The sequence below is a fragment of the Pseudomonas sp. S07E 245 genome, from assembly GCF_019599025.1.
Lineage (GTDB): Bacteria > Pseudomonadota > Gammaproteobacteria > Pseudomonadales > Pseudomonadaceae > Aquipseudomonas > Aquipseudomonas shirazensis.
The window spans coordinates 1,952,151-1,968,319 of sequence record NZ_CP080625.1 but is presented as its reverse complement, the minus strand read 5'-3'; the positions used below and the strand labels follow the sequence as shown (position 1 = coordinate 1,968,319).

Annotated in this window: 26 protein-coding genes; 18 read left to right on the top strand and 8 right to left on the bottom strand. The window is 59.4% G+C overall.

The genetic code is table 11. From position 1 onward, the window contains the following. Positions 1-29 precede the first annotated feature (29 nt). The gene (locus K3F44_RS08925; RefSeq protein WP_220633834.1) at positions 30-1,028 is read left to right on the top strand and encodes a hypothetical protein; all 999 of its coding nucleotides are present in this window, start codon (positions 30-32) and stop codon (positions 1,026-1,028) included. A 44-nt stretch (positions 1,029-1,072) separates the two neighbouring features. On the opposite strand, the gene K3F44_RS08920 is transcribed toward K3F44_RS08925, so the two are convergent. The 7 genes from K3F44_RS08920 to K3F44_RS08890 form a co-directional block, all read right to left on the bottom strand. Continuing rightward, on the bottom strand, positions 1,073-1,888 hold the full coding sequence (locus K3F44_RS08920; protein ID WP_220633833.1) for a DUF2303 family protein: 816 nt from the start codon (positions 1,886-1,888) through the stop codon (positions 1,073-1,075). Between the two features lie 26 nt (positions 1,889-1,914). Then, complete coding sequence (locus K3F44_RS08915; RefSeq protein ID WP_181106607.1) at positions 1,915-2,262, bottom strand: hypothetical protein; 348 nt, start codon at positions 2,260-2,262, stop codon at positions 1,915-1,917. Between the two features lie 88 nt (positions 2,263-2,350). Further along, the gene (locus tag K3F44_RS08910) at positions 2,351-2,899 is read right to left on the bottom strand and encodes a hypothetical protein (protein ID WP_220633832.1); all 549 of its coding nucleotides are present in this window, start codon (positions 2,897-2,899) and stop codon (positions 2,351-2,353) included. After that, positions 2,896-3,156 carry a hypothetical protein gene (locus K3F44_RS08905; RefSeq protein WP_220633831.1) on the bottom strand — a complete coding sequence of 87 codons (261 nt, stop codon included), beginning with the start codon at positions 3,154-3,156 and terminating at the stop codon, positions 2,896-2,898. Before K3F44_RS08905 ends, K3F44_RS08910 begins: the two co-directional genes overlap by 4 nt. 17 nt (positions 3,157-3,173) lie before the next feature. Then, the gene (locus K3F44_RS08900) at positions 3,174-3,557 is read right to left on the bottom strand and encodes a response regulator transcription factor (protein ID WP_220633830.1); all 384 of its coding nucleotides are present in this window, start codon (positions 3,555-3,557) and stop codon (positions 3,174-3,176) included. 127 nt (positions 3,558-3,684) lie between these two features. After that, positions 3,685-3,909, bottom strand: coding sequence for a hypothetical protein (locus K3F44_RS08895; protein ID WP_220633829.1), 225 nt, complete (start codon positions 3,907-3,909; stop codon positions 3,685-3,687). Between the two features lie 375 nt (positions 3,910-4,284). After that, positions 4,285-5,067 carry a S24 family peptidase gene (locus K3F44_RS08890; protein WP_220634165.1) on the bottom strand — a complete coding sequence of 261 codons (783 nt, stop codon included), beginning with the start codon at positions 5,065-5,067 and terminating at the stop codon, positions 4,285-4,287. 116 nt (positions 5,068-5,183) lie between these two features. On the opposite strand from K3F44_RS08890, the gene K3F44_RS08885 reads away from it, so the two are divergent. The 11 genes from K3F44_RS08885 (at position 5,184) to K3F44_RS08835 (ending at position 11,327) form a co-directional block, all read left to right on the top strand. Continuing rightward, positions 5,184-5,393: a Cro/CI family transcriptional regulator gene (locus K3F44_RS08885; RefSeq protein ID WP_220633828.1), complete on the top strand. Its 210-nt coding sequence runs from the start codon at positions 5,184-5,186 to the stop codon at positions 5,391-5,393. Between the two features lie 248 nt (positions 5,394-5,641). Further along, positions 5,642-6,370, top strand: coding sequence for a DnaT-like ssDNA-binding domain-containing protein (locus K3F44_RS08880; protein WP_220634164.1), 729 nt, complete (start codon positions 5,642-5,644; stop codon positions 6,368-6,370). Further along, positions 6,367-7,050 carry a replication protein P gene (locus tag K3F44_RS08875; protein WP_220633827.1) on the top strand — a complete coding sequence of 228 codons (684 nt, stop codon included), beginning with the start codon at positions 6,367-6,369 and terminating at the stop codon, positions 7,048-7,050. The genes K3F44_RS08880 and K3F44_RS08875 overlap by 4 nt, the downstream gene beginning before the upstream one ends. 190 nt (positions 7,051-7,240) lie before the next feature. Beyond that, the gene (locus K3F44_RS08870; protein WP_220633826.1) at positions 7,241-7,537 is read left to right on the top strand and encodes a DUF1364 domain-containing protein; all 297 of its coding nucleotides are present in this window, start codon (positions 7,241-7,243) and stop codon (positions 7,535-7,537) included. Continuing rightward, the gene (locus K3F44_RS08865) at positions 7,534-7,962 is read left to right on the top strand and encodes a VRR-NUC domain-containing protein (RefSeq protein ID WP_220633825.1); all 429 of its coding nucleotides are present in this window, start codon (positions 7,534-7,536) and stop codon (positions 7,960-7,962) included. Before K3F44_RS08870 ends, K3F44_RS08865 begins: the two co-directional genes overlap by 4 nt. Then, the gene (locus K3F44_RS08860) at positions 7,959-9,260 is read left to right on the top strand and encodes a site-specific integrase (RefSeq protein ID WP_220633824.1); all 1,302 of its coding nucleotides are present in this window, start codon (positions 7,959-7,961) and stop codon (positions 9,258-9,260) included. The genes K3F44_RS08865 and K3F44_RS08860 overlap by 4 nt, the downstream gene beginning before the upstream one ends. Further along, positions 9,257-9,520 (top strand): hypothetical protein, encoded by a 264-nt coding sequence (locus K3F44_RS08855; protein ID WP_220633823.1) that lies wholly within the window; start codon positions 9,257-9,259, stop codon positions 9,518-9,520. The genes K3F44_RS08860 and K3F44_RS08855 overlap by 4 nt, the downstream gene beginning before the upstream one ends. Beyond that, positions 9,517-9,834, top strand: a complete 318-nt coding sequence (locus K3F44_RS08850) for a hypothetical protein (RefSeq protein WP_220633822.1) — start codon at positions 9,517-9,519, stop codon at positions 9,832-9,834. Before K3F44_RS08855 ends, K3F44_RS08850 begins: the two co-directional genes overlap by 4 nt. Before the next feature lie 10 nt (positions 9,835-9,844). After that, positions 9,845-10,528, top strand: a complete 684-nt coding sequence (locus tag K3F44_RS08845) for a hypothetical protein (protein ID WP_220633821.1) — start codon at positions 9,845-9,847, stop codon at positions 10,526-10,528. Between the two features lie 110 nt (positions 10,529-10,638). Beyond that, the gene (locus K3F44_RS08840) at positions 10,639-11,010 is read left to right on the top strand and encodes a DUF3450 domain-containing protein (protein ID WP_150568976.1); all 372 of its coding nucleotides are present in this window, start codon (positions 10,639-10,641) and stop codon (positions 11,008-11,010) included. Further along, positions 11,010-11,327 carry a hypothetical protein gene (locus K3F44_RS08835; RefSeq protein ID WP_220633820.1) on the top strand — a complete coding sequence of 106 codons (318 nt, stop codon included), beginning with the start codon at positions 11,010-11,012 and terminating at the stop codon, positions 11,325-11,327. Before K3F44_RS08840 ends, K3F44_RS08835 begins: the two co-directional genes overlap by 1 nt. Here the strand turns inward: K3F44_RS08835 and K3F44_RS08830 are convergent. Next, positions 11,308-11,730 carry a hypothetical protein gene (locus tag K3F44_RS08830; protein ID WP_220633819.1) on the bottom strand — a complete coding sequence of 141 codons (423 nt, stop codon included), beginning with the start codon at positions 11,728-11,730 and terminating at the stop codon, positions 11,308-11,310. The two genes, K3F44_RS08835 and K3F44_RS08830, sit on opposite strands and share 20 nt — an antisense overlap. A gap of 92 nt (positions 11,731-11,822) precedes the next feature. On the opposite strand from K3F44_RS08830, the gene K3F44_RS08825 reads away from it, so the two are divergent. The 6 genes from K3F44_RS08825 (at position 11,823) to K3F44_RS08800 (ending at position 16,166) form a co-directional block, all read left to right on the top strand. Then, a complete protein-coding gene (locus K3F44_RS08825) occupies positions 11,823-11,981 on the top strand; it encodes a hypothetical protein (RefSeq protein WP_220633818.1) in 159 nt (52 codons plus the stop codon). After that, positions 11,981-12,319: an HNH endonuclease gene (locus K3F44_RS08820; RefSeq protein ID WP_150568980.1), complete on the top strand. Its 339-nt coding sequence runs from the start codon at positions 11,981-11,983 to the stop codon at positions 12,317-12,319. The genes K3F44_RS08825 and K3F44_RS08820 overlap by 1 nt, the downstream gene beginning before the upstream one ends. 158 nt (positions 12,320-12,477) lie before the next feature. Next, entirely contained in the window at positions 12,478-13,020 is a 543-nt protein-coding gene (locus K3F44_RS08815; RefSeq protein WP_220633817.1) for a terminase small subunit, read from the top strand. Beyond that, entirely contained in the window at positions 13,017-14,705 is a 1,689-nt protein-coding gene (locus K3F44_RS08810; protein ID WP_220633816.1) for a terminase large subunit, read from the top strand. Before K3F44_RS08815 ends, K3F44_RS08810 begins: the two co-directional genes overlap by 4 nt. After that, complete coding sequence (locus K3F44_RS08805) at positions 14,702-14,863, top strand: hypothetical protein (protein ID WP_191622731.1); 162 nt, start codon at positions 14,702-14,704, stop codon at positions 14,861-14,863. The genes K3F44_RS08810 and K3F44_RS08805 overlap by 4 nt, the downstream gene beginning before the upstream one ends. Then, a complete protein-coding gene (locus tag K3F44_RS08800) occupies positions 14,856-16,166 on the top strand; it encodes a phage portal protein (protein ID WP_220633815.1) in 1,311 nt (436 codons plus the stop codon). The genes K3F44_RS08805 and K3F44_RS08800 overlap by 8 nt, the downstream gene beginning before the upstream one ends. Positions 16,167-16,169: the final 3 nt, after the last annotated feature.

Genomic DNA, 16,169 nt, shown 5'->3' with positions numbered 1-16,169 from the left:
GTGATTTTTAACATTGAGACTGGAGCGTTATGGACTTCGCGGTAATCTATAGGTCGTGTAAGCGTACTCAGGCGCTGGGTAGAGGGCTTAAAGCAGTCCAAGAAAACCTTGATCGACTTGGGCTGGAATATGTATCTGTAGTTGATGCCAAGATTGATACATTTCGTACAATTCACGGTTTCAAACTGACTACATTAGATGGGTCAGCTTTTTTCCCCGCTCAGCCCCTCGACGTCACAAATAGTGGAGTAGCTTGGATGCGCTCAGCATTTGCGGAAGCTGATATTGTTGTTCCACCTTATTACCAAATGGGTTTTTTACATGAGCACGCTGGGAAAATATTGCGGGCAGAAACTCACTTAGGAAAAATGGATGCTGGCTCGACTATGCTTGCCTACATGTATCCGGCAAGTGGAATGGCAGCCCTTATCGCTGGGGTTTGGTCGAAGCGGAAAAGCTTCGAACTGTTCCATGCACAAGTTGTTGAGTCCGCTAAGGCTTACTGCTTGGGTTTATACGGTGTCGCAATCACCGGGCTCCTTCCCTGTGTCGAGGGGGTGGTGAGAGAGCTGGGTGTACTTTCTGGAGTTCCAGTTGGAGACTCGGTTAGCATCAGGATCCTTACCAAGGTTTTTCGACGCCTGCAGAGAAAGGAGCTTGAATCGATGCTTGACGGTTACGATTGGTATCCGGAAGCTGAGTTAAATATTGCACTCTTGGATGGCTTTCATGAGCGCGTTCAGATGTTTGAGAGTATTTCGTCATACCTTCAGTCTAGGCTTTATCTGCATACTGAAGTCGCTCCGGAATACTTGACATTAAACAGGCATGGCATAGCGCATGGATTGTTTCAGGGTTACGCAACTAAGGAAAACTATTTGAGGCTCTTTAATCTTATGAGCGCGCTGTCGTTTGCAGCCGCGATGGCTGAGGGGCGAGGAAGTCTAATGCACCCTGGAACCTCGCCAGAGTCTGATGAGCTTACTGATTCGTTTGATAAATGCGGGGCTCTATCATTACTCATCTGAGAAAATAGAAGGGGTGGCCCCGCAACGTAGCGCTTCCTAGATAATCACTTCGCGTCGAATGTGCCCAGCGACAGCTTCGCAGCAGTACCGACCTTGTCGTCTAGCACTGCCTTGAATTCCTGCGCGATGGCCTCTCGCTGCGCTTCCTCGCCGATCCAGCGCAGCTTCAGCACAGGCTGCGCGCCGCTGGTGATCACAGATACGCGCAAGCGGATAACCTGCTCCCCGAGGCCTTCGAACGGGGTGACTTTAAAGTCCAGCCACGCTGGCAAGGTCTCCTTACTGCTGGCCTCAATTGCATCCATGGTGCTACGGCTGGTGCGAGTTTCGCTGACGGCGTGATCGCTTTCGGACGAGGCCTTGACAGTGATGGTGCGCACCGCAGCGATGGCTTTGGCGATCGACATGGTGGCGCCGTTCTCATCGGTAGCAGCGAGGTGCTGGTTCCAGTCTTCGATCCAATCGCTCATGGCCTTTTGCGCCAAGGCCTGGCCGCATACCGCCTGCACGGCAGCAAACGCAGCCGAGGCCTTCAGGCGAAGCACAGCGCGGTCATCTGCATGGCCAGGTAAATCTGGAGTGCCCAGGTTGAACAGCATCACGCAGCTCATGGCGTCCTGGTCGATGAAGCCGCGGGCGTCTGGTGCCGCGCGCTCGACGACATAGGCGCCGAAGTCGACCAGGGAGTGAGTAGAGTAGGTGCCGCGGAAGCGGGAGCGGCCGTGCTGGAAGCGCTCGAGATCGACTACCTTGGAGCCTTCTGGGATCAGCACAACCGGGGTATCGGTTTCAAGCTCTTTACCGGCGGCTGCCAAGGCGTTGTCGGTGATGAGCTGCAAAGCATCTTTGGTGAGGGACATGCGTAGGTTCCTTGCTGTGGGAGGGATCAGGTGCGCGGGTGGACCGGTGCTTCATCGCGGGTGAACAGCTGGTCGTGCTTTTCGGGGAACAGCGAGATGTTGCCGCCGGTGCCGACATACATCGGCGTGTCGAGGCTGGTGTTCTCGCTGCGGGTACCGCGCTTGGTCGGCACCTTGTAGTCGAGCTTGTGTTTGATCTTCACCTGGTGGGAGTCGCCGATCTGGCTGAAGTCCAGGGTAATGGTGATCTTGCCGGCCTTGCCGTGGTCGACTACGCCAGCCGCTACTTCCGACAGGGCGTGGCCGATCTGGCTAGCGAATGCACCACCGTTGAGCTCTTGCAGGAACTCGGTGGTATCAGTTGGTTTGGACATTGAGGCGTCTCCTGATGGGCGATGCCGCTTGGCGGCAGATTGATGTGCTGCTGGCGCCGGCCGTGCCGAACGCGCGCGGTGATTCGTTTCATAGCTTTCGCTTCGCCTTCTTCTCGGCGGTCGTTGGAAAAGTGAGGTTGAATTCCCGCAGGATTCGAGATAGCTGCTTGTAGGAGATCCCCAGCAGCTCGATGGCGTCTTTCCTTTTCAGGCCCGCGTCGCGGTGGGCAACGAGCTTCTCGGCCTTTCTCCTGTCCTCAATGGGGTCACTGAGCTTTCTGCCGAGGTTGCCCTTTCCCCGCCGGGGGTCAGGCTGGAATTTGAAACCCCCGTCAGCGGCATAACGCACCAGAACGCCCTGGCATATTCCGGTGTGAGCCATTGCCTGGGCATAGGTCATCGTTTTGGCCAGCTCGCGAATCTCTGCAATTCGCTTGAGGCGCGCCGCCGTCTTCTTGTTGACTGGCTTACGGGCAGCATCGCCGAGCTGACCAGGTTCGCGGCGGGCAGGCAGCGGCACATTCCCGGACCCGGGCAGAACCTCAACAGTTCCGCCATGAACGATGAAGCTATCAACGCTCGAACTCAGCCAGTCGCGAGCTATCTGGCGCTGATCCGGAATGTTTTGGCCAATCACTGCAGGCCTCTCTTGCTGGCGGCGCCGGCCTCCATCGCCGAGGCGAAACGCAGAGCGGCCTGATAGCTGAATGCGAAGCCCAGCACCGAGTCGGTGTCCATGTCGACCACATCCCAAGCCGGTCCTTTGCTGACCACCTGGTAGCGCGGCGCGCCGATCTTCGCACGGGTCTCAGCCCGCAGCGTGCGGCTGTACTCGAGCAGCGCGGCAAGCACAGCCAGCTTTTCCTGAAACGCAGGATGCATGATGGTTTGCATGGGTGATCCTCGGTGGGTCAGGCGTGAAGTTCCAAGGCCTCAGCCCTGCGAACGATTCGAACTTGGGCGGTGCGCCGCTCTGGCGCTCGGCGATCGCGTCGGATGGGGTCGCCGTCGTTAACTGCTGAGTGCATGGCCATAATCCCGACCAGCAGGATGCAGAGCGGGCTGATGATCTGGCGCTTCATGGCCTCGGCCACTGCTGCGGCGCGGCGGTGTACGCCAAGCTTGAACATGGCGTTCTCGATGCGATTGGCGACGGTGCCGGGCGAGATGTCCATGACGCGGGCAATCTCTTTGGCGGTCATGCCCTGGGCGACAGCCAGTAGTGCTTCCAGCTCGCGCGGAGCCAGGCCCTGTCCGAGCCGGCCAGTCCATGAGCCGCATTTGATCGTTTCCATGAAGTGTCTCTCGGTGGGCTGCATTGGTCGTGACGCTCGCTGCCGTTACCTCCCGGACCAAGGGGAGGGCGAACGCCACGACCGATGCAGCCTGGTGATGGGGAACCAGGTGATCGGGCAGTTAGCGTCAGGCTGACGTGGAGCAGGCTTCGAAGGCGGCGCGCTCCAGCTCCATGCATTGCTCGTAATGAGCCATCGCGATCGGCATGTGGTAGCTATCCAGAGGCCATTTACTGACCTTGCAGCCTTGCCCAGCCGGGCAGTAGAAGACGAAGAGTTCGCCCTCGTTTTTGTCCATCTCCAGGCTCACCTGGGCGCCGCTCTCGAAGCGGTCTTCGATAATCGTGGTCATCTCCAATTGCTCCGCTATCAGTTGATTTCCCGTCTGGCCCTGTCGCCAAGGCCAGCCAGTGAAATCTGCCGCGACCCGCTACTGGCGTCAGTTGCGCGGCGATACTTGAGTTGTTCCTCCAGCCGCGGGCCTTCCGGCTTGTTTTCCCGCTGGATAACTGAATTTGCGTTTTACGCTGCACGCCCGGGGCAGTTGCCACCCCTCTGGACAGTTGAGGCCTGTCCATCGCTGCCTTCGTTGCTGGCCGGTGTCGATCCGGCATGAGTAAAAAGTAGCAGTGCTGCTATGCATTGTAAATAGCAGTGCTAATAAAAAAATATAGAGGCGCAAAAAAGCCCGCATGAGCGGGCTTTCGGTGATCGGGTTGGAGGCGGCCTAACGGGCGAACATGGCCCACCAGAACACATGGCCAAGAATGCTGATTTCTTCGTCGTGCATCCGCTGAAAGGTGTAGTCCTCGTCGGGATGCTCGTCGCGGTTGAAGCTGCGTAAGCGAATTCCGCCTGGTTGCCGAAATATCTGCTTCACGCGGAGCTGGCCGTTGTGATTTAACGCATACAGATCGCCGTCCGTCACATCAGTGATGGACGTCCTGCCAGTGTTGATCCCTACGATAGCTCCATCCCTCAGAACAGGGAGCATGCTGTTCCCGCGCACCGTTACGCACTTCGCTTGGTCGAATTGAACGCCATTGGCCCGCAAATCTTTCTTGTCGAAACGCAGTCTTGAACCGTCATCCTCTTCAATTCCGAATCGACCAGACCCCGCCGAAAGCTCAATCTCTCGAAGAAACGGAACTTCAACTTCATGCTCATCGAGTGGGGTTCGATCGTCCCAGGCTTGGATCGGTTGAAGGTCCTGCGGTCCTGGTTCGTCTTTGGGAAAGGCGATCCCTTCCATGAGGCGCGGACTTACCTCTCCAGGAGCAAAGCCCAAGGCTTTAGAGAGCTTCAGCAGTGCCTCGACGTTTAGGGGGACCTTGCCGGTGGCGTACTGGCTGAATGCGCTCTGTCCTGACCATCCACAAGCGTCTGCAACCTCGGCTTGGGTTAGAGAGCGGCCAGCGGCCTTGGCAGCAGCTTTCTTTTGCTCGTAGATCGCTTTGAGGCGTTGGCTCTCGTCGACTTCTTCGGGCGTTAGGGGGCGTCGTGTCTTCATGGGATAGAGGATATTAGCTGTGCTGCTGTAGCAACAAACAGCGGTGCTAGTAATTTCTTGTTTGATCAAAGTAGCGCTGCTACTATCGGTATGCATAAACGCACGCTGGAAACGCCATGAAGACAATCCCCCTCACTGAATACCTGGAAAAGCACGGAACGCAGTCCGAGTTGGCTGCGGCGCTAGGGATAAACCAAAGCGCCGTATCGCAGATGGTTCGCGCAGGGCGATCTGTGCACATAACCGTTCACGAAGACGGGCGGATCGAGGCCTATGAAAAGAGGCCAGTGCCGGCCCGGCCAAAGGCGAGTCGACCAGCTGCCTGATGAAGTGAATTTTGCTCGACTTGGCCTTGCGCCAGTAGATGACCAAGACACCTGCTAATCCATCCAGTAGCAGAATCGAAGACGAAAAAAAACCGCCTGGCAGGGCGGTCTTCTGAAACAACAACGAGGTCGATTATGCAGTCCGCAATCGATACAGGCAATACCCAGCCTGTCGCATCAGCTTTGCCTGTGTTCACCATCCTGTCGCGCCCTGCTGCGCAAGGAGTTCAGTGGTGAGTGTTCAAGCTATGACCTGGGCATTGGCCATCCCAAAGGCCTCGCTGGAAAACCCTGCGGCTCGCCATGTGCTTCTCTGTCTCGCGAACTATGCGGGAAGCGATGGCCGCGGCGCTTTCCCTTCTGCTGGAACCCTCTCGCTGGACACGGGCCTCTCTGAGCGCACGGTTCGCCTGAAACTGGATGAGCTGTCGGTCGGCGGGTGGATCGTGGAGGGTAACCAGGCCATAGCCGCAGCGTACATCGACCGACGCGATCGCCGCCCGGTGGTCTATGACCTTCAGCTAAAGCGGGGTGCATCTACTGCACCTCGTGCTGAGCCGGGTGCAGGAAACCGCACGGGGTGCAGCTCACAGCAGAGCGGGGTGCAGGAAAACGCAGAACGGGGTGCAGCAGCTGCACCCAATACGTCAATTAACCATTCTACTCACTCTCTGCGCGAGCCCTTCGAAATGTTCCTCGAGTGGGCCCCCGATCAGCAGCAGCTGAAAGCCTATGCGGCCCGGGCCGGGCTGACCCTCCAGCAGTTCACCGTTGACGCGATTTCAGGGTTCGTGCTCCACCACGATGCCAAGGGCCTCGCCCGCACCGAAAAGCAGTGGCTGGCCGCGCTGGTCAACTGGGTCAGGACCGACCTTGCTCGGGCTGCTCGCTCCACGGCCACCCGCAGCGGAGCGCCTCAAGGCAGCAGCTTCGACGATGAGGACACCACTTGGCTCGACGAGAGGGACAGCGAATGAATCAGGTTTCTGTGGTCGCCCATGGCCTCTGGGCCAAAGTCCAGTCGGGGCAACACATCCCGGCGCAGTACTCGATTCCGGACGATGTAAAGGCCGAGCTCAACCGCAAGACCGCTGCGGTGATCAACGATCTGTTTCGCGATTTGCGCACGATCTGCAGCGCCTGGAAGCAGGCCTGGCCGGATGAGGCGATGTACAAGGCCGCCAAACAGCAGTGGCTGACGGCCTTCCTTGAGGCGGGTATTAACACCACAGAGCAACTGCAGTTTGGGCTGATGCGCTGCAGGCAGTCTGGCCGCGAGTTCATCCCGGCGCCGGGGAAGTTCATCGAGTGGTGCCACCCATCCCCCGAAATGCTGGGCCTTCCGGCCCTTGCGGCGGCATTTCGCGAGGCCTGTCGCAATGCTCATCCCTCGATGGCGGGTCAGGGCAAATGGAGTCATGACGCTGTCTGGCATGCCGCCAAAGAGTGTGGCTTCGAGAACTTGAACCGCCTTGCGGCGGAGTTGAGTTCGAAGCTGTTCGAGCGCAACTACACGATCGCCGTCCGCCGCGTGGTGGCTGGTGAACCGCTGCAGAAGATGCCGCTGGCGCTTCCAGCTCAGGCCGCGCCACGCCGCACGCCGGAGGTGGGGCGCCAGGCGCTGGCGGAGATCCGCGCTATGAGGGCTCGCGTATGAGAACGCTCCTCCCGCCTGATCCAGCCGCCTACCGTTACGCCCTTTACTGCCAGAGCCACCTGCTCGGACTATCCGACGCTCCCGCGCCGCCCATTGCGCTTTATGGCAACAAGGCTTTCGCCGTCGCCCACGGCAAGCTGTTGTGGCCGAGCACTTACCTCGTCATTGACCTTCATGGAGAAGACAGCCCATGCGGCAATCGAAACTGACCAAGGCCGCGCGCGGCCGGGAGTGCCAGGTGCGCATCCCAGGCGTATGCAATGGCAACCCGGAGACCACCGTCCTCGCGCACTACCGCATGGCCGGCACCTGCGGCGTCGGTTGCAAGCCGCACGACTTGCAGGGTGCCTGGGCCTGCAGCGCCTGCCATGACGCATGCGATGGTCGAAGCAAGGCCGTCGACCGCGCTTCTGCACGCCAGTACCACGCTGAGGGGGTAATGCGCACTCAGTCGTTGCTGATCAATGAGGGGGTTTTCGTCGCATGAAACCGCCCGCCATCCGCCCGTTCAAGTCCAAAACTCCCCGCGCCAAGCCAATCGACCGGGAGGGGCAGGAGCAGGCCGCCCTGATGCGGGAGATTGAGCTGCGCTACCCAGAGGTTTTCGAGCTGATCTACCACGTCCCGAACGGTGGGCATCGGGTGAAGGCTGTTGCCGCCAAGCTCAAGGCTCAGGGCGTGAAGGCCGGCATTCCTGACCTGGTGCTGCCGATGGCACGCGGCGGGTACTTCGGCCTGTACATCGAATTCAAGGCGACCGTCGAGCCGGCGCCTGTCTCGTCCAGCCAGCAAGCGTGCATTCGCCGGCTGAACGACCAAGGCTACCTGGCCGTTGTGTGTCAGGGGCATTTCGACGCCATGGAGTGCCTGAGGGCGTACCTGGCCCTGCCTAAAACGGAGGTTGCTGCGTGAGCAAAACCCTACTGACCACCTTTTCCGACGCGGAGATCAAGCGACAGATCTCGACCGGCACCGCTAGAGATCTGCGCGACGCGCGCTTTCCGGGCGTATACCTCAGGTTGGGCCAGCGTCGTGAGCGCGGCACTTGGTACTTGGTCACGGGCTCTAAGTGGAACAAGATAGCCGGATACCCTGAGCTGCCAGTAAAGAACCTGATTAGTGCCTTGCCCGGTATCCGTGAACGGCTGGCCGCTGATCCTGAGGCGTCCGCTGCCGCTGGCACCCTCCACACCGTCGGCCAACTGCTGGACTGGTTTGCTGATCGCCACTCTCGTGACCGCAGCCTTTCGGCGAAGCGTAAAGCAACCGCTGCATCGGCTATCACCTGTCATCTGAAACCTCGCCTGGATGGCCTTCCTGTGGCTGAGGTGTCGCGCTCGACGCTGGACAAGCTCCTCATGTGGCCGGCCCAGGCAGAAGTGTCGCTGTCCTACGTGCGATTGATGTGGGGTGTGCTGGTCGTGGCATTCCGACAGGCAGCCAAGCTGAGGATGATCACCAGCAATCCAATCGCGGGCTTCAAGTTTACCGACTTCACCACTGCTCGGGTCGTGCCAAAGGCCGCTCGACTCCGGGCCGTCCAGTTGGAAGAAGTGCTCGAGCAGTTGCGCTCACGATTTGATGAGTCGCCCGTGGATTGCACCTTGGCGCTGCTGATGCTGTGCCACGGCACGCGAGTTGGCGAAACCCGGCAAGCGCGCTGGGCTCACTTGACCCAAGGCGCTCAGGCCGAGTGGTTCTTTCCGGCCGAGAACACCAAGACACGCTGCGAGCACCGCCTGCCACTGACCCGCCAGGCACTGGCGCTGCTGGAGCGGTACCGGGCTTGGCAGCAGAGCAGGGGCTACCAAGGTGCATTCATCTTTCCAGCGAAGAATGGGCGGCCAATGACGGAGAGCCAGGCCTGCGCAGTGTTCACCCGCTTGGGGCAGGGCGACTGGACCAGCCATGACCTGCGCAAGGTGGCCCGTACTGGCTGGACGGATCTCGGGGTGGACTACCTGATCGGCGAGATGCTGGTGAATCATACCCTGACCCGCAACGTGCAGACCTATATCCACACCTCTGCCGAGCGGTTGAAGCGCGAAGCCCTGGAGAAGTGGCATGCCTGGCTTGATAGCAAGGGTTTCGCTGCTATTCACCGCTCGACAGAGGCAGGAATCGCAATTTCGCATATTGCTCCCGAGGCCAATGGCGGCGAGGCCTGCGGGGCAAACTCGGAATCCGTAAAAAGCGAGGATTCGAAATGAAGAATATCGACGCAATCCGCGCCGAGTTCGAGCGCACTAACGCACGCGATCATCGCCGCGAGCCGCCAAAGGGCAATAACTACATCGACCCGATGGCCCAGGCTGATTGGGAGTCGTTCCAGAAGGGTTGGGAAGCCTCTCGCAAGTCGCTGTGCCTCAAAAACCCTTTCGAGCTGATCATCGGTGACCCTGATGGGCAGTGGGCGCACGAGGTGGCCGAAAAGTCGTTGCGCGCCCAAGGCTTCAAGGTGATCGGATGATGAAGAAGCACGGCCCAGCGCTCAGGAAGGAAAGGATCGTCCTGACGCAGTGCTACGACTGCCGAGGGAAAGCGGTCATCAAGGGCGTTTTCTATGAGCTGCCCTGTGGTCTCTGCAATGCATCGGGATGGCTCTCTGCGGTGACGGGTCAGCCGCTGCCTCTGGAAGAACTTGTAACGCAGCTGGGTCGGCGAGTGCGTGAGCTGGAGCAGCAGGTGGATCGCCAGCGGCCACCGCGCACCGACGGCCCAGATGCGCAGTACCAGTCGAACAACCGCCGCGGCGCCGGCGGCACCAACTACACCGGGGATTGAGGGGAACGACATGAAGGTAATTTGTGCACGCCAGGCTTGGCACGATGCAATCCATGAAGACCGGCCTTCGGCACTGGCAGTTGCCGCTGAGGCCGCAGTGATTGGCCGGAAGTTCGGTTCGGGAGAGAACAAGATCATGGTCATGCTGGAGAGCCATGAAGGCAAGGAAGTGGCGAAAGTGTACAAGGTTCGGACTGATGATGTTCAAGAGACCCGCTCTGGAAAGCGGCTGACGGAGGCAAGATGCATCCACATGCTCACTGCTGGCTTGATACTTCTCGCCATCGACAAGCTGCCGAAAAGCATCCGTCATTTCGGCAGTTTCCTGTACTCCCCGATCGCCACTGGCAACGACCTAAGCATCGCTCATGGCTTGGTATGGCTGGGCAGCGGACTGGATTCGCTAACCGACCGTAAGAAGCAACGAGCCTACTGGATGGCAATGGCCGCCCTCCAGTCGCACAAGCTGCTAGTGGCGGGGCGTGAAGCAATGGGGCCTGGGGCGGTCTGTCTGTTCGTTGAGGAGCGGACTGGAGAGAAGATGAATCCCCAGAACTGGGCTCGTGACTGGCAGGAGATCTGGGACCGGCTTGGTGCTCAAATCGACAAGCTAGACCGGCAGGCGCTGAAGCCGGTGACCGTGGCGATCGAACGCATTCGCGAATGGGATGAGGATGATGAATTAGCCGCTTGACGATTTGAGGAGTGTTCTGGCACTATTTCGCCATCGTCACAATTTCGCCTTTGGCGAAAACATCTCAAGCCCGGCCTTCGCGCCGGGTTTTTTGTTTCTGGAGACCATCGATGGACCCGACCGATCTCGGCCCAGGCACAGCCACCTGGCTGGGCGGTAGCGGCATTGTTGTCACTGGCGCGCTCCTCTGGGTGCGACGCTTCCTTTCCAAAGACGCTGCTGATCGGGCGATGGATAGCGCCGACATCGGCACCGTGCGCCGCCTTAATGAGTTGCTCGACTCAGAGCGCGAGGCCCGCAAGCTTGCCGAGGCCCGTGCGGACCAGTTCGCCAAGGAGCGCAATGAGCTCGCCGCCGCAGTTGGCCGGATGGAAGGAAAGATCGAATCGCTGACGACTCAGGTCGCCAACCTCACCGAGAAGGTGACCACCCAGAGCGCCGAGATTGCGCGGCTCCGCTTGCAGCTTGGAGGTGTCTCGTGATGGACAGATGCGTGTTGGAGTACATCGCCCGCCGTTGGTGGCGCCGCGCCGAGGTCTGGTTGCTTGCCCTGCTGCTGATTGTGGGTGGCGGCTTTCTCGGCTTCCAGCTCAGTCAGTGGTCGCTCGCAGCGTCACACCTCGAACAGGTCGCACAGATCCGCCAGGCATACGACGAGGCTACCAAGCAGCGTGACCATCGCCTGGATGAGCTGACCCGCAAGACCAGCACGGCAGCCGAGAAAGCGACCAGGGCGGCGACCACTGCAACCAAGGCGGCAGACAAGGCTGATGAGGCCCTCAATCGGGTATCGCCATAAGCTCACCGTTCTGATCAACCCTGCGAGCGCGGTACTCGGTGACACCGAGCATGATCGCGGCGGTCAAGCCAGGCATGAGGAATGTGAACAGGATCGTAAGATCCCAGTTCATTGCCGCGCTGCATGGGAAAGCCCAGACAGTTGCCAAAATCACAGAGGCGATAACCCGCCAGTCACGTGGATGCTTGGGTTTGCTCGCCATCGCTGCTGCATAGGCTTTCCAGCACCCCCATAGGCTCGGCACAGAAATGGCGATTATCGTCACTGGCAAGGCGAGCTTATCCATATAGACGATGGCTATGACCAAAAAGAGTAGTCCCCAGAGGAAGATTAAAGTCACTGGAGCGATTCCGGCGAGCGCACCAAGCGTGAGAGCAATACGAATTTTGGTTAGTTTGGTCATCCCGATCCCTGTGAAGTAATTCCTTCGCGCATAGCATAAGTGCACCGCACCACGAAATCGACATGCGCCATTTCGTGGCGCGAGGTGAGCGAATGCCCCACGTGACAGCAACGATCGTCTGCCGGCATCGCCGGTGGCTGAAGTACTACCTGGCCGGCGTCCTGCTCATGTCCCATGTGACTGGTCGCGATCCTCACCTTGGGCGAGTGATGCGCTGGATAGAGCGCGGCACCGTGATCGAGGTGCGCTGATGGCCAGGCTCAAGACGCTCGGATCGCGCATCAAGGAGAGCACAGGGTCACGGGTCAAGGTGGTCACACCTGGCAGCTGGCGGAGCGGCATGACCAGCTCCCAACGTGGCTATGACTACCGGTGGCAGAAGGCGCGAGAGCAGTACCTGCGTGACAACCCGCTGTGCATCTACTGCGAGCGGAACGGCCGCACAACTGCGGCCAGAGTCGTCGACCACATCGTTGCTCACCGTGGAGACATGGTTCTTTTCTGGGATCAGACCAACTGGCAGAGCCTCTGCAAACCTTGCCACGACTCCGTCAAGCAGGCCGAGGAGGCTGCGGGGCTGGGTAGCTGAGGCGACTGCGGATCGTCGAAACCCGGTGGAGCTACAAAGAGGCATGCCAGTGACGTGCCGCAAAAGGGGTAGGGGGGTTAAAAGCTAAGATTTCTCAGCTAGCTAGACCGCCTCCGATCCCACGTACAGATTTTTTTCCCCCATAGGATTTTTGTTAAATGGCTTTAACATCCCGAAAGCGTGCCTTCGTCGCTGCGCTGAGGGAAGGTGCGTCCAAAAAAGACGCAGCGATCGCCGCCGGTTACTCAGAGAAGACGGCGTCTGCAGCCGGATCCAGGCTCGCGAAGGATCCCGATGTAGTGGCCGAGTTGCAGAAGCTACAAGCGCTTGGGCTGATAGCGTCAGATGTTAAAGAAAATGTTAAAGCGGGCGTTAACAAAAAGCCCTCGGCTACCACCGCTCCGGTGGACAAGCCAGAGGGCGAGAATGACGCGGGAAGCGTGGAGGGGGAGTGGCAGCCTGCGGGTTTCGATCTCTCAGCTGCGCTCTCGCACAAAGACCCGAAAGACTTCCTGCTTGCGGTCATGAACGACCTGGGCACTGACGCCAAATTGCGCGTCGACGCCGCCAAGGCGCTAATGCCTTTTGTTCATCCTCGCAGAGGTGAGAGCGGCAAGAAAGAGCAGGCAAAGGACAAGGCCGCTGAAGCAGCAACAGGCAAGTTCGGCGCGCGGCGCGGCCCGCTTCGGTCGGTGAAATGATGCAGTGGACAACCGCATGCCCCGATTGGGAGAAGCGAATTGTTGCCCGGCAGAGCCTGATCCCCTTCGAGCCGCTATTCCCCTCGGAAGCTGAGGAGGCACTTGAGGTGTTCGGCGCTCTGCGGATGGTCGACGCCACCGGCAGTCCGTTGATGTCCGAGACTGTGCGCGACTGGGTAAATCAATTCGTTGCGGCGATCTTCGGTGCTTACGACCCAGATGAGGGTCGGCGCCTGGTCAGCGAATTCATGCTTCTGATCAGCAAGAAAAACGGCAAGTCGACAATCGCTGCCGGGATCATGCTGACTGCACTGATCCTAAACTGGCGACCGTCAGGTGAATTCATCATCCTGGCGCCCACCAAGGAAATCGCTGACAACTCCTACATCCCAATCCGCGACATGGTTCGGGCGGATGAGGAGCTGTCGGCGCTGCTTAAGGTCCAGGATCACCTGCGCACCGTTACGCACCATCAGACCAATGCAACACTCAAAGTGGTGGCAGCGGATAGTGAGACGGTGTCGGGCAAGAAGGCCATTGGCGTATTCATCGACGAACTCTGGGTGTTCGGCAAGCGAGCCAATGCCGAAGCTATGCTTCGCGAAGCCACCGGCGGCCTCGCTTCACGGCCTGAAGGGTTCATCATTTGGGCCACCACCCAGTCCGATGCGCCGCCTGCAGGTGTGTTTCGCCAGAAGCTCATGTATGCCCGCAAGGTCCGAAATGGCGAAATCGTCGATAAATCTTTCCTGCCGGTTCTCTATGAGTTTCCGAAAGCGATGCTCGATGCTGGAGCGCACCGCGAAGTCGGCAACGCTTACATCACCAACCCAAATCTGGGGCTTTCGGTTGATGAGCCTTTCATCGAACGCGGTTACGCCCAAGCGCAGATGGATGGGGAGGAGTCGTTTCGCGGGTTCCTGGCCAAGCACCTCAACGTCGAGATCGGCCTGGCGCTTCTGTCTGACCGCTGGGCAGGCGCTGATTTTTGGGAGCAGCAAAGCTCGGACCTCTGCAAAACGCTTGAAGATCTGATAGCGCGCTGCGAGGTCATCGACATTGGCGTCGACGGGGGCGGGCTTGACGACCTGCTGGGGTTCGCCGCCGTGGGCCGGGAGCGTGAAACTCGCCGCTGGCTGGTGTGGACCCGCGCATGGGCTCACCCCTCAGTGCTGGAGCGCCGCAAGGCTGAGGCACCTCGTATCCGCGACTTCGCCAATGACGGCCACCTTCGGCTGGTTGAGAGGATCGGCAACGACATTGATGAAGTTGCCGAGCTTGTCTCACAGGTTGAGGTCTCTGGGCTGCTGGATAAGGTCGGCCTCGACCCGGCGGGGGTGGGTGCGATCCTAGATGCACTCGAATTTGCAGGCATCCCGCGCGAGAAGATTGACGGTATCTCGCAAGGTTGGCGGCTTGGCGGTGCAATCAAAACGGCTGAGCGAAAACTGGCCGAAGGCACCTTGCTGCACGGTGGTCAGCCGATGATGGCCTGGTGCTGCGGTAACGCGAAGGTTGAGCCCCGCGGCAACTCCATTCTGATTACAAAGCAAGCAAGCGGCTCAGCGAAGATTGACCCGCTGATGGCGCTGTTCAACGCCGTGACACTGATGGCCCTGAATCCTGCGGGCCAAGGTGGAATGGACAACTTCATGGCTGGCATTCGGGATCCATTGATCGCATGAGCGCATTCCACTACTTCATCGCCAGTGCCCTAGTTGCCTTCTGTCTAGCCTGTGCAGGCGTCTGGATGCTGGCCGGCACAGGCTGGGCGCTGCTGACGGGCGCTGTCAGCTTTTTCTGTATCGCCGCCTTTATCCGCCGAGGACTCACCGATGGTTAAGACACTGTCGCAAGCGCTGGGCGCTGCAGCGGTAAAGCCCAGCGCGAGTATGGGGGAGTGGGTCGGCAAGAAGATTCGTCTTTCGGATGGCGGTTTCTGGAGCAGCTTCTCGGGGGTGCAATCGAGCAGTGGTAAAGCCGTCACCGTCGATAAGGCCATGCGTCTCTCGACTGTGTGGGCGTGCGTGCGGATCATCTCCACTTCAGTCGCCGGTCTACCGCTGAGCATCTACAAGCGCATGCCTGACGGCAGCCGAGAGAGCGCTCGGGACTTTCCGCTGTACGACGTAGTGCACACCAGCCCGAATGAGGACATGGCAGCGTTCCACTTCTGGCAGTCGGTAGTCTCGTCCATGTTGTTATGGGGCAATGCTTACTGCGAAATCCATCGCTCCGCTGGCCGCGTCATTGCGCTGGATTTTCTGATGCCATCGCGGGTTGACCCGGAATATGACGATGATGGCCGTCTGAGGTACTGGTTCAGGCCGCGCAAAGGCGCTCGCCGCGAGATCCAGCCGCAGGACATGCTGCATATTCCCGCGTTCACCTTGGATGGCCGCGTCGGGTTGTCTGCCATCAGGTACGGAGCCGATGTCTTCGGGTCCGCGATGTCTGCTGACGATGCGGCCAACAACACGTTCAAGAACGGCATGATGCCTACCGTTGCGTTCTCGGTGGACAAGACGCTCAACCCTGCACAGCGTGCCGAGTTTCGCGAGTATGTCCAGACCGTATCAGGCGCCCTGAATGCAGGTCGAAGCCCGGTGCTTGAGCAAGGCGTTAAGCCAGAGATGATTGGCATCAACCCTGCCGACGCTCAATTGCTCGAGTCGCGCGGCCACAGCATCGAGGAAATCTGCCGCTGGTTCGGCGTGCCGCCCTGGATGGTCATGAAGACCGACAAGGGCAGCAACTGGGGTACGGGTCTTGAGCAGCAGCAGATCGCCTTCCTGACCTACTGCATCATGTCCTACACAGCACCGATCGAGCAGTGCGTGAACAAACGCTGCATGACCGCAGTAGACCGGATCAACTTCTATTCGGAGTTCTCGCTTGAAGCGTTCCTGCGGGCTGACAGCTCGGGGCGTGCAAGTTATCTCGCAACGATGGCGCAGAACGGCTTCTACACGCGCAACGAGGGCAGGAGCAAAGAGAACCTGCCGAGCAAGCCCGGCGGGGACGTGCTCACCGTGCAATCGAACCTGGTACCGCTGGATCAGCTGGGCAAGCAAAACGATGGGCAAGCTGTTCGAGCCGCCCTGATGAACTGGCTGCAAGAGCCGGATAGCACCTCTCGGGAGTAATCC

Excerpts from the sequence above, each read along its gene's own strand:
- K3F44_RS08925 (WP_220633834.1), top strand. The coding sequence starts at position 30 with ATGGACTTCGCGGTAATCTATAGGTCGTGTAAGCGTACTCAGGCGCTG.
- K3F44_RS08920 (WP_220633833.1), bottom strand. The coding sequence starts at position 1,888 with ATGTCCCTCACCAAAGATGCTTTGCAGCTCATCACCGACAACGCCTTG.
- K3F44_RS08915 (WP_181106607.1), bottom strand. The coding sequence starts at position 2,262 with ATGTCCAAACCAACTGATACCACCGAGTTCCTGCAAGAGCTCAACGGT.
- K3F44_RS08905 (WP_220633831.1), bottom strand. The coding sequence starts at position 3,156 with ATGCAAACCATCATGCATCCTGCGTTTCAGGAAAAGCTGGCTGTGCTT.
- K3F44_RS08900 (WP_220633830.1), bottom strand. The coding sequence starts at position 3,557 with ATGGAAACGATCAAATGCGGCTCATGGACTGGCCGGCTCGGACAGGGC.
- K3F44_RS08895 (WP_220633829.1), bottom strand. The coding sequence starts at position 3,909 with ATGACCACGATTATCGAAGACCGCTTCGAGAGCGGCGCCCAGGTGAGC.
- K3F44_RS08890 (WP_220634165.1), bottom strand. The coding sequence starts at position 5,067 with ATGAAGACACGACGCCCCCTAACGCCCGAAGAAGTCGACGAGAGCCAA.
- K3F44_RS08885 (WP_220633828.1), top strand. The coding sequence starts at position 5,184 with ATGAAGACAATCCCCCTCACTGAATACCTGGAAAAGCACGGAACGCAG.
- K3F44_RS08880 (WP_220634164.1), top strand. The coding sequence starts at position 5,642 with ATGACCTGGGCATTGGCCATCCCAAAGGCCTCGCTGGAAAACCCTGCG.
- K3F44_RS08875 (WP_220633827.1), top strand. The coding sequence starts at position 6,367 with ATGAATCAGGTTTCTGTGGTCGCCCATGGCCTCTGGGCCAAAGTCCAG.
- K3F44_RS08870 (WP_220633826.1), top strand. The coding sequence starts at position 7,241 with ATGCGGCAATCGAAACTGACCAAGGCCGCGCGCGGCCGGGAGTGCCAG.
- K3F44_RS08865 (WP_220633825.1), top strand. The coding sequence starts at position 7,534 with ATGAAACCGCCCGCCATCCGCCCGTTCAAGTCCAAAACTCCCCGCGCC.
- K3F44_RS08855 (WP_220633823.1), top strand. The coding sequence starts at position 9,257 with ATGAAGAATATCGACGCAATCCGCGCCGAGTTCGAGCGCACTAACGCA.
- K3F44_RS08850 (WP_220633822.1), top strand. The coding sequence starts at position 9,517 with ATGATGAAGAAGCACGGCCCAGCGCTCAGGAAGGAAAGGATCGTCCTG.
- K3F44_RS08845 (WP_220633821.1), top strand. The coding sequence starts at position 9,845 with ATGAAGGTAATTTGTGCACGCCAGGCTTGGCACGATGCAATCCATGAA.
- K3F44_RS08840 (WP_150568976.1), top strand. The coding sequence starts at position 10,639 with ATGGACCCGACCGATCTCGGCCCAGGCACAGCCACCTGGCTGGGCGGT.
- K3F44_RS08835 (WP_220633820.1), top strand. The coding sequence starts at position 11,010 with ATGGACAGATGCGTGTTGGAGTACATCGCCCGCCGTTGGTGGCGCCGC.
- K3F44_RS08830 (WP_220633819.1), bottom strand. The coding sequence starts at position 11,730 with ATGACCAAACTAACCAAAATTCGTATTGCTCTCACGCTTGGTGCGCTC.
- K3F44_RS08825 (WP_220633818.1), top strand. The coding sequence starts at position 11,823 with ATGCCCCACGTGACAGCAACGATCGTCTGCCGGCATCGCCGGTGGCTG.
- K3F44_RS08820 (WP_150568980.1), top strand. The coding sequence starts at position 11,981 with ATGGCCAGGCTCAAGACGCTCGGATCGCGCATCAAGGAGAGCACAGGG.
- K3F44_RS08815 (WP_220633817.1), top strand. The coding sequence starts at position 12,478 with ATGGCTTTAACATCCCGAAAGCGTGCCTTCGTCGCTGCGCTGAGGGAA.
- K3F44_RS08810 (WP_220633816.1), top strand. The coding sequence starts at position 13,017 with ATGATGCAGTGGACAACCGCATGCCCCGATTGGGAGAAGCGAATTGTT.
- K3F44_RS08805 (WP_191622731.1), top strand. The coding sequence starts at position 14,702 with ATGAGCGCATTCCACTACTTCATCGCCAGTGCCCTAGTTGCCTTCTGT.
- K3F44_RS08800 (WP_220633815.1), top strand. The coding sequence starts at position 14,856 with ATGGTTAAGACACTGTCGCAAGCGCTGGGCGCTGCAGCGGTAAAGCCC.